12 protein-coding genes are annotated in these 13,875 nt (G+C 73.0%); 6 read left to right on the top strand and 6 right to left on the bottom strand.

What is annotated here, in order from left to right:
* Positions 1-70: 70 nt before the first annotated feature.
* The 4 genes from AB0G79_RS11940 to AB0G79_RS11925 are packed head-to-tail and all read right to left on the bottom strand — an operon-like array spanning position 71 to position 3,535.
* Complete coding sequence (locus AB0G79_RS11940; RefSeq protein WP_360804128.1) at positions 71-1,138, bottom strand: nitronate monooxygenase; 1,068 nt, start codon at positions 1,136-1,138, stop codon at positions 71-73.
* Positions 1,135-1,905 (bottom strand): CoA-transferase, encoded by a 771-nt coding sequence (locus tag AB0G79_RS11935; RefSeq protein ID WP_360804125.1) that lies wholly within the window; start codon positions 1,903-1,905, stop codon positions 1,135-1,137. The genes AB0G79_RS11940 and AB0G79_RS11935 overlap by 4 nt, the downstream gene beginning before the upstream one ends.
* Positions 1,902-2,750 carry a CoA-transferase gene (locus AB0G79_RS11930; protein ID WP_360804314.1) on the bottom strand — a complete coding sequence of 283 codons (849 nt, stop codon included), beginning with the start codon at positions 2,748-2,750 and terminating at the stop codon, positions 1,902-1,904. The genes AB0G79_RS11935 and AB0G79_RS11930 overlap by 4 nt, the downstream gene beginning before the upstream one ends.
* A 14-nt stretch (positions 2,751-2,764) precedes the next feature.
* Positions 2,765-3,535, bottom strand: coding sequence for an enoyl-CoA hydratase family protein (locus tag AB0G79_RS11925; RefSeq protein WP_360804122.1), 771 nt, complete (start codon positions 3,533-3,535; stop codon positions 2,765-2,767).
* Between the two features lie 78 nt (positions 3,536-3,613).
* Between AB0G79_RS11925 and AB0G79_RS11920 the strand changes: the two genes are divergently transcribed.
* Positions 3,614-4,390 carry an SDR family oxidoreductase gene (locus AB0G79_RS11920; protein ID WP_360804119.1) on the top strand — a complete coding sequence of 259 codons (777 nt, stop codon included), beginning with the start codon at positions 3,614-3,616 and terminating at the stop codon, positions 4,388-4,390.
* A 66-nt stretch (positions 4,391-4,456) separates the two neighbouring features.
* Positions 4,457-5,368 carry an SDR family oxidoreductase gene (locus AB0G79_RS11915; protein ID WP_360804116.1) on the top strand — a complete coding sequence of 304 codons (912 nt, stop codon included), beginning with the start codon at positions 4,457-4,459 and terminating at the stop codon, positions 5,366-5,368.
* Between the two features lie 659 nt (positions 5,369-6,027).
* Here the strand turns inward: AB0G79_RS11915 and AB0G79_RS11910 are convergent.
* Together AB0G79_RS11910 and AB0G79_RS11905 are read right to left on the bottom strand one after the other, a co-directional pair.
* Positions 6,028-6,897 carry an alkaline phosphatase family protein gene (locus AB0G79_RS11910; protein ID WP_360804113.1) on the bottom strand — a complete coding sequence of 290 codons (870 nt, stop codon included), beginning with the start codon at positions 6,895-6,897 and terminating at the stop codon, positions 6,028-6,030.
* Between the two features lie 100 nt (positions 6,898-6,997).
* On the bottom strand, positions 6,998-9,115 hold the full coding sequence (locus AB0G79_RS11905; RefSeq protein WP_360804110.1) for an alpha-galactosidase: 2,118 nt from the start codon (positions 9,113-9,115) through the stop codon (positions 6,998-7,000).
* A 169-nt stretch (positions 9,116-9,284) separates the two neighbouring features.
* Between AB0G79_RS11905 and AB0G79_RS11900 the strand changes: the two genes are divergently transcribed.
* The 4 genes from AB0G79_RS11900 to AB0G79_RS11885 all read left to right on the top strand — a co-directional run bounded on the left by AB0G79_RS11900 (position 9,285) and on the right by AB0G79_RS11885 (position 13,817).
* Entirely contained in the window at positions 9,285-10,475 is a 1,191-nt protein-coding gene (locus tag AB0G79_RS11900) for an ROK family transcriptional regulator (protein WP_360804107.1), read from the top strand.
* Between the two features lie 207 nt (positions 10,476-10,682).
* Complete coding sequence (locus AB0G79_RS11895; RefSeq protein WP_360804104.1) at positions 10,683-11,966, top strand: extracellular solute-binding protein; 1,284 nt, start codon at positions 10,683-10,685, stop codon at positions 11,964-11,966.
* 5 nt (positions 11,967-11,971) lie between these two features.
* A complete protein-coding gene (locus AB0G79_RS11890; protein ID WP_360804102.1) occupies positions 11,972-12,964 on the top strand; it encodes a sugar ABC transporter permease in 993 nt (330 codons plus the stop codon).
* A gap of 7 nt (positions 12,965-12,971) precedes the next feature.
* Positions 12,972-13,817, top strand: a complete 846-nt coding sequence (locus AB0G79_RS11885) for a carbohydrate ABC transporter permease (RefSeq protein ID WP_360804099.1) — start codon at positions 12,972-12,974, stop codon at positions 13,815-13,817.
* Positions 13,818-13,875: the final 58 nt, after the last annotated feature.

The following is a 13,875-nucleotide window of genomic DNA, read 5'->3' as shown; positions in this document are numbered from 1 at the left end:
ACACGGGTCCGCCGGGGTGAAGGTACCCCGGCGGACACGGGTGCGCGGTGGGCCGGACGGCCGTGACGGGTCAGGAGGGCGTGGAGGGCAGCCCGTCGAGGGTGGCCCGCGCCTCCGCCATCAGGCGGTCGACCAGCTCGGCGCAGGACGGCAGGTCGTCGATGACGCCCGCGACCTGCCCCGAAGCCATGATCCCGAGGTCCGTGCGCCCCTCGACCATCGACGCCTTGAGCAGCATGGGCGTGTTGGCGGCGAGCAGGATCTGGCTCCAGGTGAGGTCCTTGCCGTGCTTCATCGCCAGACCGTCGCGGACCATCGCCGACCACGACATCCCGGACTCCCGCCGGAACGAGGAGGCGTGCCGTACCGCCCGCAGCAGCGAGGAGACCCGGCCCGAGCGTTCCAGGGCGTCGACCAGCTCCGTCCGGAGCATCCGGTGCGGCAGGCCGTCGACCTTCGTCGTGACGGTGACGTCCTTGACGGCCGCCGCCAGGTAGCGGGCCTTCACGGCGTCGGGGACCGTGCTGTCGGAGGTGAGGAGGAAGCGCGTGCCCATGGCGATGCCGGCCGCGCCGTAGGCGAGCGCGGCGACCAGGCCGCGCCCGTCGTGGAAGCCGCCGGCCGCGACGACCGGGATGTCCACGGCGTCGACCACCTGGGGGAGCAGCACGGTGGTGGCGACGGCGCCGGTGTGGCCCCCGCCCTCGCCGCCCTGCACGATCACCGCGTCCGCCCCCCAGGCCGCGACCTTCTCGGCGTGCCGCCGGGCCCCCACGGAGGGGATGACGACGACTCCGGCGTCCTTGAGGCGGGCGATGAGCTCGCGGGACGGCGCGAGCGCGAAGGACGCCACCTTCACGCCCTCGTCGATGATGATCCGCACCCGCTCGCCCGCGTCACCGGCGTCCGCGCGCAGGTTGACGCCGAAGGGCGCGTCCGTACGGGACCTGACCTCGCGGACCGCCGAGCGGAGCTGGTCGACCGTCATCGTCGCGGACGCAAGGATCCCCAGCGCGCCGGCGTCGGCGGTGGCCGATACCAGGCGGGGGCCGGCGACCCAGCCCATGCCGGTCTGCACGACCGGGTGCCGCACGCCGACGAGTTCGGTGAACGGGGTCGCGATCGTGACGTCGCTCATGACGGCACCTCGCGCTCGCGCAGCCCCTTCGGGTCGATCTCGGTACGGATCAGGCGGAGTTCGTCGGCCGTGGGCTCGCGGGTGTACGGGACCTCGTCGGGGACCTCCAGCGTGAAGCCGGTCGCCTCCCTGACCTGTTCGACGGTGACGCCGGGGTGCAGCGAGCGCAGGCGCATCGTCCGGTCCGGGGTGTCGAAGTCGAACACGCCGAGATCGCTGACGACTTCGGGGACGCGGTGGTAGCGGGTCGCCGAGGGCCCGGCCGCGGCGGCCCGGTCGTATCCGACCCCCGAGACCATGTCGACCTTCTCGACGAAGACCCGGGCCGAGTGCTTGGGGACCCAGTAACTCGTCGGGTTGTTGAGCGAGTTGACCGGTGCCCCGCGCACGCCGAGGAGCTGGCGCTTCGGACGCGCCCAGTCGCCGATGCAGCTGATGTTCTGGTTGCCGTACCGGTCGATCTGGCTGGCGCCCATCATGACGTGCCGCCTGCCCGTCGTGACGAGCGCCAGGTGCTGGCGGTACGGCAGCCAGCCCTCGACCACGCCGGGCGCGGCACCGATCGCGGGAACGTCGCCGATGAGCAGCGCCTCCCCGTCGGTGAGGAGGAGGTCGGGGGAGAAGGTGAGCTTGGCGAGCCGGGCGCCGATCGACGGGATCGTCCCCATGGGGCTGGCGAGGATCTCGCCCGCGTCGCGCCAGGCCTCGGCGCAGGCGACGACGCAGTACTCGGCGCGGGACGCCCGCGGGTTCTCGGTGCCGCTCATGCTTCCTCCTTGTGGAACGCCGCCACGGCGGCCTGGTACGCGTCCTCGTCGCCGGACAGGAACCGCTCGGTGAACTCCCGCCAGCCGTCGGGGTCCTTGGCCGCCTTCACGTAGGCGCGCTGGAACGCCTCGTCCCGGTCGTAGTCGGGGGCGCAGGAGGTGAAGTGCGCTCCGTTCGGGGTCTGGACGACGCCGTCGACGAACGCCCGCTTGAGCAGCAGCGACTGCGGCCCGGCCTCCTTGAGCAGTTCCGAGGTCTCGACGACGCGTTCGCAGGAGACGTACGCCTGGTCGGCGGCCTCGCAGAACAGGTCGTCGAAGTACGGGTCGGGCCCCAGGTACTGGCCGTTGCCGTGCATGTCGGCCCGGTTGACGTGGACCAGGGCCGCGTCCAGCCGCAGCGCGGGGACGGCGACGAGCTCCTCGCGGTCCTCGTACGGTGAAGTGATCGTCCGCAGAACGGGGTTGACGGTCAGGACGTCGGAGCCGAGGCCGGCCCGGATCGGCATGAACGGGAGCCGGTGCACGGCGGCCGTCAGCCCCCACATGACCATGGCCTCGTCGAGCTCGACCAGTTCGAGGTCGCCGCGCTGCCGCGCCGCGCCGAAGTGGGGTTCCAGGGGAACGGAGTCGAGCGTCGCGAAGGCCGCGACGAGCTTGCGGACCTTCCCGGCGGCGGCGAGGAGGCCGACGTCCGGGCCGCCGTACGAGACGACGGTCAGGTCGGTCACGTCGGACCGCAGGAGGGCCCGGACCAGCGCCATCGGCTTGCGCCGGGAGCCCCAGCCGCCGATGCCGATCGTCATGCCGCTGCGGAGCCGGCCGACGACCTCCTCGGCGGTCATCGTCTTGTCCTTGCTCACGACTGTCCCTTCCTGTCGGTACGGGTTCCCTCGGCGCCGAAGGTGTCGCGGACGCGGTCGGCGACGCCGCTGAGGTTGGCCTCGAAGGTGAAGCCCTGCTCGAAGCGGTAGCTGCGGTGCACGTCCACGGGGTCGATGCCGTTGATGGCGGCCTTGGCGAGCCGGATCAGCTCACCGTCCTTGGCGGCGATCTCCCCAGCCAACTCCAGCGCCGCGTCGAGGAGTTTGTCGCGGGGGACGACCTGCCAGACCGAGCCGTGCCGGTGCAGCTCCTCGGCGGTGACCGTGCGGGAGGTGTAGTACAGCGCCCGCATGAGCTGCTGGGGGACCAGCCGGGCCAGGTGCGTGGCGGCGCCGAGCGCGCCCCGGTCCAGCTCGGGCAGGCCGAAGGTGGCGTCCTCGGAGGCCACGATCGCGTCGGCGTTGCCGACGAGGCCGATGCCGCCGCCGAGGCAGAAGCCGTGCACGGCGGCGACCACCGGCACCTCGCAGTCGTAGACGGCGGCGAAGGCCTCGTAGCAGCCGCGGTTGGCGCCCAGGAGGGCCTCGTGCCCGGCCGTGCGCTGGATTTCCTTGATGTCGACGCCCGCGTTGAAGCCGCGGCCCTCGGCGGTCAGGACGACGCACCGCACGCGGGGGTCGCGGCCCGCGGCGCGGACGGCGTCGGCGAGGTCGTACCAGCCCTGTACGGGGAGGGCGTTGACCGGAGGGAAGGCGACGGTGACGACGGCGACGCCGTCGTCCGGGCCGGAGGTGGAGACACCCATGAGCAGATCAGCTACCTTTCCACCAAACGTTTGTTAGGTGGAAGATAGCAGCGGTTCGCGCGCTGCGGGAGGTGTCCCTTGTCCGTCACCATCGATCTGTCGGGATCCGTGGCCGTCGTCACCGGCGGCACGCGGGGCGTCGGCGCCGGCATCGCCCGCGCCCTCCTCGAAGCCGGGGCGGAGGTCGTGACCTGCGCCCGCAGGGAACCCGAGAAGCCCGTGGAGGCGGCGGGGCGCACCGCCCGCTTCCTCCCCGTCGACCTGCGGGACCCGGCGGCGGTCTCCGCGTTCTTCACTCGGGTCCGCCGCGACCACGGCCGACTCGACCTGCTCGTCAACAACGCCGGGGGCACACCCTTCCGGAAGCTTGCCGACGGCACGGCGGAACAGCAGGCCCGGGTCCTCGAACTGAACCTCGTCGCCCCGCTCACCGCCTCCCTCGCCGCGTACGAGGTCATGCGCGAGCAGCCCGGCGGAGGCTCGATCATCATGATCGGCAGCGTCAGCGGCACCCGCCCGTCGCCCGGCAGCGCGGCGTACGGCGCCGCCAAGGCCGGCCTCGACAACCTCGCCCGCTCCATGGCCGTCGAATGGGCCCCGGCGGTACGGGTCAACACCCTCGTCCTCGGCATGGTCCGCACCGAACTCTCGCACCTGCACTACGGCGACGAGGCGGGCGTCGACGCGGTCGGCCGCACCGTCCCGCTCGGCCGCCTCGCGGAACCCTCCGACGTCGGCGACGCGTGCGTCCTCCTCGCCTCACGCCAGGCGGGGTACGTGAGCGGCGCGAGCCTGTACGTCCACGGGGGCGGCGAACGCCCCGCGTTCCTGGACGCGGCGACGGCCAACCACTGACCGCCCAGCCCGCTTTCACCCACCCACCCACCCACCGCTCACCCACTGACGAAAGGCACCGATCCCATGACTGGACTCTGCGAAGGACGCGTCGTGATCGTCACCGGCGCGGGACGCGGCCTCGGCCGCGCCCACGCGCTGGGCTTCGCCGCCGAGGGCGCGAAGGTCGTCGTCAACGACCTCGGCGTCGGCCTCGACGGCACGGGGGGCGGCTCCGGCCCCGCCCAGCAGGTCGTCGACGAGATCGTCGCCGCAGGCGGCCAGGCGGTCGCCCACGGCGGCGACATCGCGACCTCGGAGGGCGCGGCCTCGCTCGTGGAGACGGCCCTCGCCACCTACGGCCGCCTCGACACCCTCGTCAACAATGCGGGCTTCCTCCGCGACCGCATGCTCGTCAACCTCGACGAGGACGACTGGGACGCCGTCATGCGCGTCCACCTGAAGGGCCACTTCCTCCCCCTCAAGCACGCGACGGCCCACTGGCGGGCCGAGGCGAAGGCCGGGCGGGTGCCGGAGGCCCGGATCGTCAACACGAGCTCCGGCGCGGGGCTGCTCGGCAGCGTCGGCCAGGGCAACTACGCGGCGGCGAAGGCCGGCATCGTCGCCCTCACCCTCGTCGCCGCGGCGGAGGCGGCCCGGTACGGCGTCCAGGTCAACGCCATCGCCCCGGCGGCCCGCACCCGCATGACGGAACAGACCTTCGCGGACACGATGGCCGCCCCCGAGGACGGAGCCTTCGACGCCATGGCCCCCGAGAACGTCTCCCCCCTGGTCGTCTGGCTCGGCTCCGCCGCGTCGGCCGGCGTGACGGGCCGCGTCTTCGAGGCGGAGGCGGGCCGCATCACGGTCATGGAGGGCTGGCGGCCGGGCCCGACGGCGGACAAGGGGGCTCGCTGGACCCCGTCGGAGGCGGGCGAGGCGACGCTGAAACTCCTGTCGGAGTCGGAGCAGCCGCAGCCGGTGTACGGCACCTTCTGATCACCCGAGCGGAACCGGGACGCCCCATCCCCGGGGACCAGCCCCCAGGCCCCCACCGCCCGTGCCCCGCGTGCGCCCGTGGGGCCGCCGTTCCGTTGTGCCCACCCGTTCCGCCCCGGCGGAACGGGTGCCCACAACGGGGTGGGCGTCGCCCACAACGGGGTGGCGGGCTCGGCCCACGGCGGGGCACCCGCCCACAAGGGGGCACCCGCCCACAAGGGGGCGGCGGGCCCGGCCCGTAGGGGGCACCCGCCCGCAGCGGGGCATCGCGCATCAACGAGGGCGCCGCGGCATCGCGCACCCGCCCGACCCCCTTTCCCGCTCACCGGGAACTGGCGCTCCCCGCCCCCGCACCCCCGCCCTAGCCTCGCCGCACACCCCCAACCACCCCCGCGCCCCCAGGAGGGACCCCGTCATGCTCACGGATCGCCGGCGACGCGAGGCGGCCAGTCTGCTGCGCTCCGCCGAAGTCGGGGTCGCACCGATCGGCCCCCTCGTCGAGTCGTTCCCCGGGATCGGTACCGAGGACGCGTACGAGATCCAGCTCGTGAACATCCGGCAGCGCCTCGCCGAGGGTGCCCGGGTCACCGGCTGCCGGCGTCGTACGCCTCCGCCGCCCACGACGGGGGAGCCGACCGCACGGTGCGGGGGGGCATCGATCATCCGGCGAAGGGCGAACCGTCCAGCGTCCAGTGGAGGTCCGGGGTGATGCCCAGGGACGCGTACACCTGGGCGGCCACGTCGGCGTGGTGGAGCCGTGGCCGGACGGTGGCGGGGGACAGGCCGGGGCCGCAGGCCGCTATCCAGGCCGTGCGTTCCAGGGCGCTGCGGCCCCCGTGGCCTCCCTCGTCGCGGTGTCCGTGGTCCGTGACCACGATGACCGTCCACCGCTCGGTCGCGTACGTGGCGCGGCGGCGCACGGCGGCCAGGAGCCGGCCGAGGCGGCGGTCGGCGGCCTCGACGGAGGCGCGGTACTCCTTGCCGCAGCCCAGGAAGTGGGCGGTCTCGTCGACGGCGCCGAGGTAGACGAAGCCGGCGTGCAGGTCCTCCTCGGTGAGGCCGAGGAGGTGTTCCGCGTCGGCGGTCACCCGGTCGTCGACCTCCTCCCAGGCCTGCGGGGTGTCCTCGCGCGGGGCGACGTACGCGAGGCGGGTCGGGGAGACGAAGAGCGGTCCGCCCTCGCGGGCGAGGAAGAGCGGTGCCCAGCCGCCCACGGCGAAGGTGCGGCGACCGCGTTCGGCGGCGAGGCGGGTGGTGAAGTCGGGGAAGACGTCGAGCCGGTTGCCGTCGAGGCGGTTGCCCCAGACGCCGTGCTTGGCGACGCCGACGCCGGTGGCGATGGTGGTCCAGCACGGGCCGGACATCGTGGGGGTGGCCTCGTCGACCTCGACGGGGGCGAGGAAGCCCGCCTCGGCGACCGCGTCGAGGTGCGGGGTGTCGAGCTCGGGAAGCAGGTCGAGGCGTACGCCGTCGACGCCGACCACGAGGACGCGGGCGGAGTCGGGGGAGAGGGGCTGTGCGGTGTCCATGGGGCTGTCCAGGGCTTTCGTGGGCGGACGAGGAGGGGGCGGGAAAGAGGCGAGCGGGAAAGCGGGGGGGGGCGGGACAGAGGGGGCGGGAAAGAGGGGGTCAGGCGTCGACGCGGCGGAGCCGGACGAGGCTGCTCGCGTAGTCGCCCGCCGGGAGGCGCGGGTCGACGCCCCGGTGCACCAGCACGTCGCCGCTGTGCACGACGCCGAGGTCCGGGTCCAGGTACCGCGCCGACGGGTCGAGCGCGGGCAGCCGCACCGGGGCGGCGGCGTGGCCGAAGCGGACGGTGGGGCGCCGGAAGAGGACCACGTGCTCGCCGTCGTCCGGCGCCGCGTAGTGCACCGCCGACACCGGACCGCCGAAGGCGACGCGGTGCTGGATCCCGCGCTGCACGAGCGGACGGATCTCCTTGTACGCCGCGACGAGCTCGGCGGCCTCCTTCAGCTCCTCCTCCGTCCAGGACGTCAGGTCCCCGCCGATGCCGAGCGCCCCCGCCATGGCGACGTGGAACCGGAAGCGCAGGGGCGTGACCCGGCCGGAGTGGCCCGGACTGTCGGTGACCCACGCGCCCATCGCGCGGGCGGGAAAGAGCTGGGAGTAGCCGTGCTGGATCTCGATCCGGTCCACCGGATCGGTGTTGTCGGAGGTCCAGGCCTGGTCGGTGCGGGCGAGGACGCCGAGGTCGACGCGCCCGCCGCCGCCCGCGCACGCCTCGATGCCGAGGCCGGGGTGGGCGGCCCTGAGCCGGTCCATGACCCGGTGGACGGCGCGCGTGTGGTCGATCCAGAGCCGGTCGGGATCGTCGTGGCCGTCCCAGCCCGCTTCGGTGAAGGGCCGGTTGGCGTCCCACTTGAGCCAGTCGACGTCGTTCTCGCGGACCAGCCGGTCCAGCGTCTCCAGGGCCCAGGCCTCGACCTCGGGGCGGGCGAAGTTCAGCACCAGCTGGTTGCGGAGCTCCGTCGCGTCGAGCCGGCCGGAGTGCACCACCCAGTCCGGGTGCGCCCGGAACAGCTCGCTGTCCGGGTTGACCATCTCCGGCTCCACCCACAGCCCGAACCGCATGCCGAGCCGGTGGACCTCGTCCGCGAGGGGGCGGAGCCCCCGGGGGAACGCCTCGGGCCGGGGGGTCCAGTCGCCGAGCCCCGAGCTGTCGTCGCGGCGGGTGCCGAACCAGCCGTCGTCCAGGACGAAGAGCTCGGTGCCGATCCGCGCGGCCCGCTCGGCGAGGCGGATCTGCCCGGCCTCGTCGACGTCGAAGCCGGTGGCCTCCCAGGAGTTGTAGAGGACGGGCCGGTCGCGCCCGGGTTCCGGCAGCACCTCGCCGCTCACGTACGCGTGCCAGGCGCGGCTGGCTCCGCCGAAGCCGTGCGGGGTGTACAGGCCCGCGTACACCGGAGTGCGGAGGCTCTCGCCGGGGCGCAGCGTCCAGCCGATGCCCTCGTGGCCGAAGCCGCCCGTCCAGGTCGTGCGGCCCACCGGGTCGCGGTGCACGGTGACGCGCCAACTGCCGCTCCAGGCCAGGGCCGTACTCCACACCTCGCCGTGCTCCTCGGCCGCGGTCCCGTCGTCGAGGGCCAGCCAGGGGCTGGCGTGGTGACCGGTGAGGCCCCGGCGGCTCGTCAGCACCGTCTCGGCGACGGGGAGCCGGTCGCGCTGGAGCTGGAACTCGCTGTTCCAGCCGCCCACCAGATGGCTGAGCCGGTAGTCGGCCAGCGGGGGAGCGGTCCAGGAGGCCGAGTCGAGCCGGTCCACTCGGACGGCGTCCGTGCCGTTCGGCCCGGTGTGGGTGACCTCGGTCCACCGCTCGACGACGTCCGTGCCGGGGCGTACGCGGTAGCCGAGTTCCACCCGCAGCGGGCGGTGCCGGTCCTCCAGGACGAGCCGCAGCTCGCCGCCGTCCACGTGGTGGCCGGCGCACCGCCACTGGGTGCCCCGGGTGCCGTCGGCGAACCGGACCTGGAGTCCGGCGGGGCCGAAGCGCGCCCCGGTCTGCGGCGCGAGTTCGTCGGGCGCCGCGTCCGCCTCGAAGCTGCTCGCGGCGGGGGAGACCGCCTCCGGCAGGGCGGCCAGGCCGGCGGTGTCGAGCGGCGCGCCCCAGTGGACGTGCCGGGGGCTGCCGTCGGCGGCGAGGCGGAGCGCGTACACGCTGTGCGGCGTGCGCAGGACCGCGAGGCCGAGGGCGGGGTCGAAGGTGACGGGCGGAGGCGAGACGTGCACGGGCGGGTCCCCTGACGCGTGAGGAGTGGAGCGGGGGCGTCCCTTCGGGACGCCGGCGCCGCAAGGTGTTACCCAGGGATACGGGCACAGGAGCGGGGCCGAGCGTAGGGGAGCTCCAACTCCCAAATCAATACTGGAAGAAGTTATTTATTTGCTCTACGTTGCTCCCGTGTTTCGACATCACTCCCAGCCTCTGGTCAGTGCACCCGCCGAGACCGCGGTCCTCGCCCTGCTTCTCGCCGAGGGTCCGCTCAGCAGGGTGGAGCTCGCCCGGCGCACGGGACTCTCCTCGACGGCCGTCACCAAAGCGGCGAGACCGCTCATCGACGACGGCTACCTGTACGAACTCCCCCCGGAACGTACGGCTCCGGGCGCCGGACGACCCGTCAACCCGCTCGCGGTCGCCCCCGACCGGGAGTACTTCGTCGGCCTGAAGATCAGCGCCGACGAGCTCTTCGGCGCCGTGTGCGACCTCAGGGCCGGCATCCGCGCCACGGCGGGACGGCCCGTGCGGGAGTGCACGCCCGAGGCCGTCGCCGCCCTCGTCGCCGCCCTCGTCGACGAACTCCTTGACATGGACCCCGCGTTCCGGGAACGTACGCGCCACCTCGGCGTCGCGATCAACGGCGACGTGGACCGGGACGCCGGACGGCTCCGGCACTCCGGACTGCTCGGCTGGAAGGACGTCCCGGTCGCGCAGCTGCTCGCCGCCTCGACCGGCCTCGCGGTCACCGTCGAGAACGACGTCAGGGCCCTCACCGTCGCCGAGCACTGGTTCGGAGAGGGCATCGGCACCGGCTACTTCGCGCTCGTCACCATCGGCTCCGGCATCGGCTCCGCCCTCGTCGTCAACGGCCACCTGCTCCGCGGGGCCCACGGCGTCGCCGGCGAGGTCGGCCACCTGTGCGTCGACCCCGTCGGACCGCGCTGCCGGTGCGGCGCACGCGGCTGCGTCGAGGCCGTCGGCTCCACCGACGTCATCCTCACGGTGGTCCGCGAGGCCGTGGGCAACCCCCGTCTCACCTTCGACGAGGTGGTCGCCATGGCCCGCGAGGGCCACCGCGAGGCCGTCGACGCCTTCACCCGGGCCGGACACGCCATCGGGGTCGGCATCGCCGCGCTCGTCAACCTGGTCGGCCCCGAACGGGTCGTCGTCAGCGGTGAGGGCGTCGACGCCTACGACCTGTTCAGCCGGTCCATCCAGGAGGCGTACGCGGCACACGCCTTCGGCGCCGCCTCACGCTGCTCGCTCTCGATCCGCCCGCTCCCGTGGGAGGAGTGGGCCCGAGGGGGAGCCGCCGTCGCCATACAGGCCCTGTTCCCCCAACCCCCGGCGACCGCCACCATCGGCGCCGGCTGACCCGCACGCACCAGAACCCCGGCGACGCACCCGACCTCCCGGCCGTCGTACCCGACCTCTCCGGCCGTCGCACCCGACCTCCCGGCCGTCGCACGCACCCGACTCCCTGGCCGCCGCCCTCCATTGCCGGCAAGCACTGACGAGGACGCCGGCCAGGGAGCACATCCGCCCCGCACGCACACCCTCACCGCAGTAAGGACATGGGACATGAGCGCACGCAGAACCGAGCTTAGCCGACGCGGATTCCTCACCGGCTCGCTGCTCGTCGCCGCCGGAACGGTCTTCACGACCGCCTGCAGCACCGACCCGACGGGAAGCTCCGCCAAGGGCGCCAAGACCACCCTCAACGTCTGGTACCACGCCTACGGCGAGGCCGGCACCCAGCAGGCCGTGCTCCGCTACGCCACCGCGTTCACCAAGGCCAACCCCGACATCGCCGTCAAGGTGACCTGGGTCCCCGGCGACTACTCCGGCAAGCTCAACGCCACCCTGCTCACCGACTCGGCCCCCGACGTCTTCGAGATCGGCGACTTCAGCGAGGCCATGGTCAGGCGCGGCCAGCTCGCCGCGCTCGACGACGTGTACGGCGCCGCGAAGAGCGAGTTCAACGCCAACGCGATCGACTCGGTCACCGTCGACGGCAAGCCCTACGGCGTCAAGATGATCGACGACGTGATCATGCTCTACTACCGCAAGAGCGTCCTCGCCAAGGCCGGGATAGCCCCGCCCACCACCTTCGACGCCCTCGCGACCGCCGCCAAGGCCCTCACCACCAAGAAGAACAAGGGCCTCTTCGTCGGCAACGACGGCATGGGCGACAGTGCGAGCAACGCCGTCTGGTCCAGCGGCGGCGAGCTCGTCACCCCCGACGGCAAGGTCGCCTTCGGCACCCCGCAGGCCCTGGAGGCGATCACCGCCCTCAAGCGCCTCCACGACGACAAGTCGCTGCTGCTCGGCTTCACCACCGACTGGTGGGACCCCGCCGCGTTCACCCAGGGCGTCGTGCCGATGCAGTGGTGCGGCCTGTGGGCCATGCCCGCCATCCAGGCCGCCCTCGGGGACGACTTCGGCGTCCTGCCGTGGCCCGCCTTCAAGGCCGGCGGCACCCCCGTCGTCCGCGTCGGCGGCTGGACCAGCTGCGTGAACGCGAAGAGCAAGAAGACGGAGGCGGCCAAGAAGTTCGTGAAGTGGCTGTGGGTCGAGCAGTCCGCGCTCCAGCAGGACTTCGCCGAGAGCTACGGGTTCCACGTCCCGCCCCGCACCTCCGTCGCCGCCTCCGCCAAGAAGCTCTCCTCCGGCACCGCCAAGGAGACCGTGGCCCTGTCCGCGAAGCACGGCAAGCACAACCCGGCCACCTGGGACACCGCCGTCAGCAGCACGTTCAACGCCGCCGCCACGAAGATCGCCGCCGGTGACGGCGACCCGGCCGAGCTCCTCGCCGACGCCGTCAAGAAGGCCCAGAGCGAGATCGACAAGCAGCTCGGCCGGTGACACCGATGACCACGTCGGCGACGCCCCTCGCGCCGAAGCCCGAAAGCACCGGGCGCCCCGCGGACATCCCGCGCGGCGCCCGCCGGACCGGCCGCACCCGCGTCGGCCGGTCCGGCTGGACCGCGTTCGTCCTGCTGACCGCCCCCGTCCTGGTCGGCCTCGGCGTCTTCAAGTACGTCGCCATCGGCTGGAGCTTCCTCCTCAGCCTCAGCGACGCCCGCGGCACCATCGCCCTCGGCGACTGGGTCGGCCTCGCCAACTACCAGGCCCTCCTCGGCGACCAGGCCTTCCGCGACTCCCTCCTCAAGATCCTGCTCTTCACCGCCTTCATCGTGCCGGTCACCTTCGCCGCGTCCCTCGGGCTCGCGCTCCTGGTCAACCGGATCCGGCGGGGCCGCGCCCTGTTCCGTACGACCTTCCTCATCCCGGCGGCCGTCTCGTACGTCGCGGCCTCCCTGCTGTGGAAGATGAGCCTCTTCAACGGCCTCCCGGCCGGGATCGCCAACACGATCGGCGGCTGGTTCGGCATGGAGCCCGTGGCCTGGCTCCAGTCCACCTCGCCGCCGCTCTACTGGGCCGTCCTCGTCAGCCTGCGCCTCTGGCTCCAGGTCGGCTTCTACATGGTGCTCTTCCTCGCCGGACTCCAGGCCGTCCCCCGCGAGGTGTACGAGGCCGCCGCCCTCGACGGCGCCAAGGGCCGGCGCCTGCTCACCGGCATCACGCTCCCCATGCTCCGCAACACCTCCGTCGCCGTCCTGATGCTGCTGTTCATCGCCGCCTTCCAGGCCTTCGACGAGTTCTACAACCTCTTCAACAGCGGGCTCTCCGGCACCGGGACCGCCCCCGTCCAGACCCCGCTCGTCCACCTGTACAACACCGCGATGGGCAGCCAGAACTACGGCCTCGGCTCCGCCGGAGCCTTCGTGCTCACGGCGCTCATCGTCGGCGTGACCCTGCTCCAGGGACGGTTCACCGGCTTCGGCAGGAGCGGAGAATGAGAAGCGCATGATCACCCTTCCCGGCCTCTCCGCCGCCGCACGCCGGCTCACCGGCGGCCTGCTCGTCGGCCTCCTGACCGCGGCCTTCCTCGCGCCCTTCTACCTCATGCTCCGGAACTCCCTCATGGACTCCCAGGGCCTGACGGCACCGGAGTGGACGTGGTGGCCCTCGACGATGCACTTCGAGAACTTCACCGCCCTGTTCTCGGACCCCGCCGTCGCCATGGGCCCGGCGCTCGGCAACTCGCTGCTCGTCGCCGCCGTCACCGCGCCGGTCTCCACCCTGCTCGCCTCCGCCGCCGGCTACGCCCTCGCCCGCATCCCGGTCCCGGGACGCGGGGCGGTGCTCGCCCTGGTGGTGGCCACGCTGATGATCCCCGGCTCCGTCACCTTCGTACCGACCTTCGTCGTCGTCGGCTCCATGGGCGGCGTCAACACGCTCTGGGGCATCATCGTGCCCGGCCTCTTCAATCCGTTCGCGGTACTGCTCTTCCGGAACTTCTACCTGCAGTTCCCGAGCGAGATCGAGGACGCCGGACGCCTCGACGGCCTCGGCTGGCTCGGCCTCTACGGCCGCGTCGCCCTCCCGAGCTCCGGGGCGATGCTCGCCTCCCTCGGCGCGCTCTCCTTCATCGAGAGCTGGAACTCCTTCCTGTGGCCGCTGGTCATCGGCCAGGACCCGTCCGCCTGGACCGCGCAGATCGCGCTCTCCACCTTCCTCACCTCCCAGACGATCAACCTGCCCGGCCTCTTCGCCGGAGCCGTCGTCACCATCACCCCCCTGGTCGTCATGTTCCTCGTCGCCCAGCGCTACATCGTCGAGGGCATCGCCACCAGCGGCCTCAAGGGCTGACACCGGCCCCCACCCACTCCCCGGACACCAGGTCCGGGGCCCGCACCACCGCACTCCC

Origin of the sequence: Streptomyces sp. NPDC020807 (assembly GCF_040641575.1) — a bacterium.
Classification (GTDB): domain Bacteria; phylum Actinomycetota; class Actinomycetes; order Streptomycetales; family Streptomycetaceae; genus Streptomyces.
This window is presented reverse-complemented; position numbering and strand designations above follow the sequence as displayed.

Excerpts from the sequence above, each read along its gene's own strand:
- AB0G79_RS11940 (WP_360804128.1), bottom strand. The coding sequence starts at position 1,138 with ATGAGCGACGTCACGATCGCGACCCCGTTCACCGAACTCGTCGGCGTG.
- AB0G79_RS11935 (WP_360804125.1), bottom strand. The coding sequence starts at position 1,905 with ATGAGCGGCACCGAGAACCCGCGGGCGTCCCGCGCCGAGTACTGCGTC.
- AB0G79_RS11930 (WP_360804314.1), bottom strand. The coding sequence starts at position 2,750 with ATGACCGCCGAGGAGGTCGTCGGCCGGCTCCGCAGCGGCATGACGATC.
- AB0G79_RS11925 (WP_360804122.1), bottom strand. The coding sequence starts at position 3,535 with ATGGGTGTCTCCACCTCCGGCCCGGACGACGGCGTCGCCGTCGTCACC.
- AB0G79_RS11915 (WP_360804116.1), top strand. The coding sequence starts at position 4,457 with ATGACTGGACTCTGCGAAGGACGCGTCGTGATCGTCACCGGCGCGGGA.
- AB0G79_RS11910 (WP_360804113.1), bottom strand. The coding sequence starts at position 6,897 with ATGGACACCGCACAGCCCCTCTCCCCCGACTCCGCCCGCGTCCTCGTG.
- AB0G79_RS11895 (WP_360804104.1), top strand. The coding sequence starts at position 10,683 with ATGAGCGCACGCAGAACCGAGCTTAGCCGACGCGGATTCCTCACCGGC.
- AB0G79_RS11890 (WP_360804102.1), top strand. The coding sequence starts at position 11,972 with ATGACCACGTCGGCGACGCCCCTCGCGCCGAAGCCCGAAAGCACCGGG.
- AB0G79_RS11885 (WP_360804099.1), top strand. The coding sequence starts at position 12,972 with ATGATCACCCTTCCCGGCCTCTCCGCCGCCGCACGCCGGCTCACCGGC.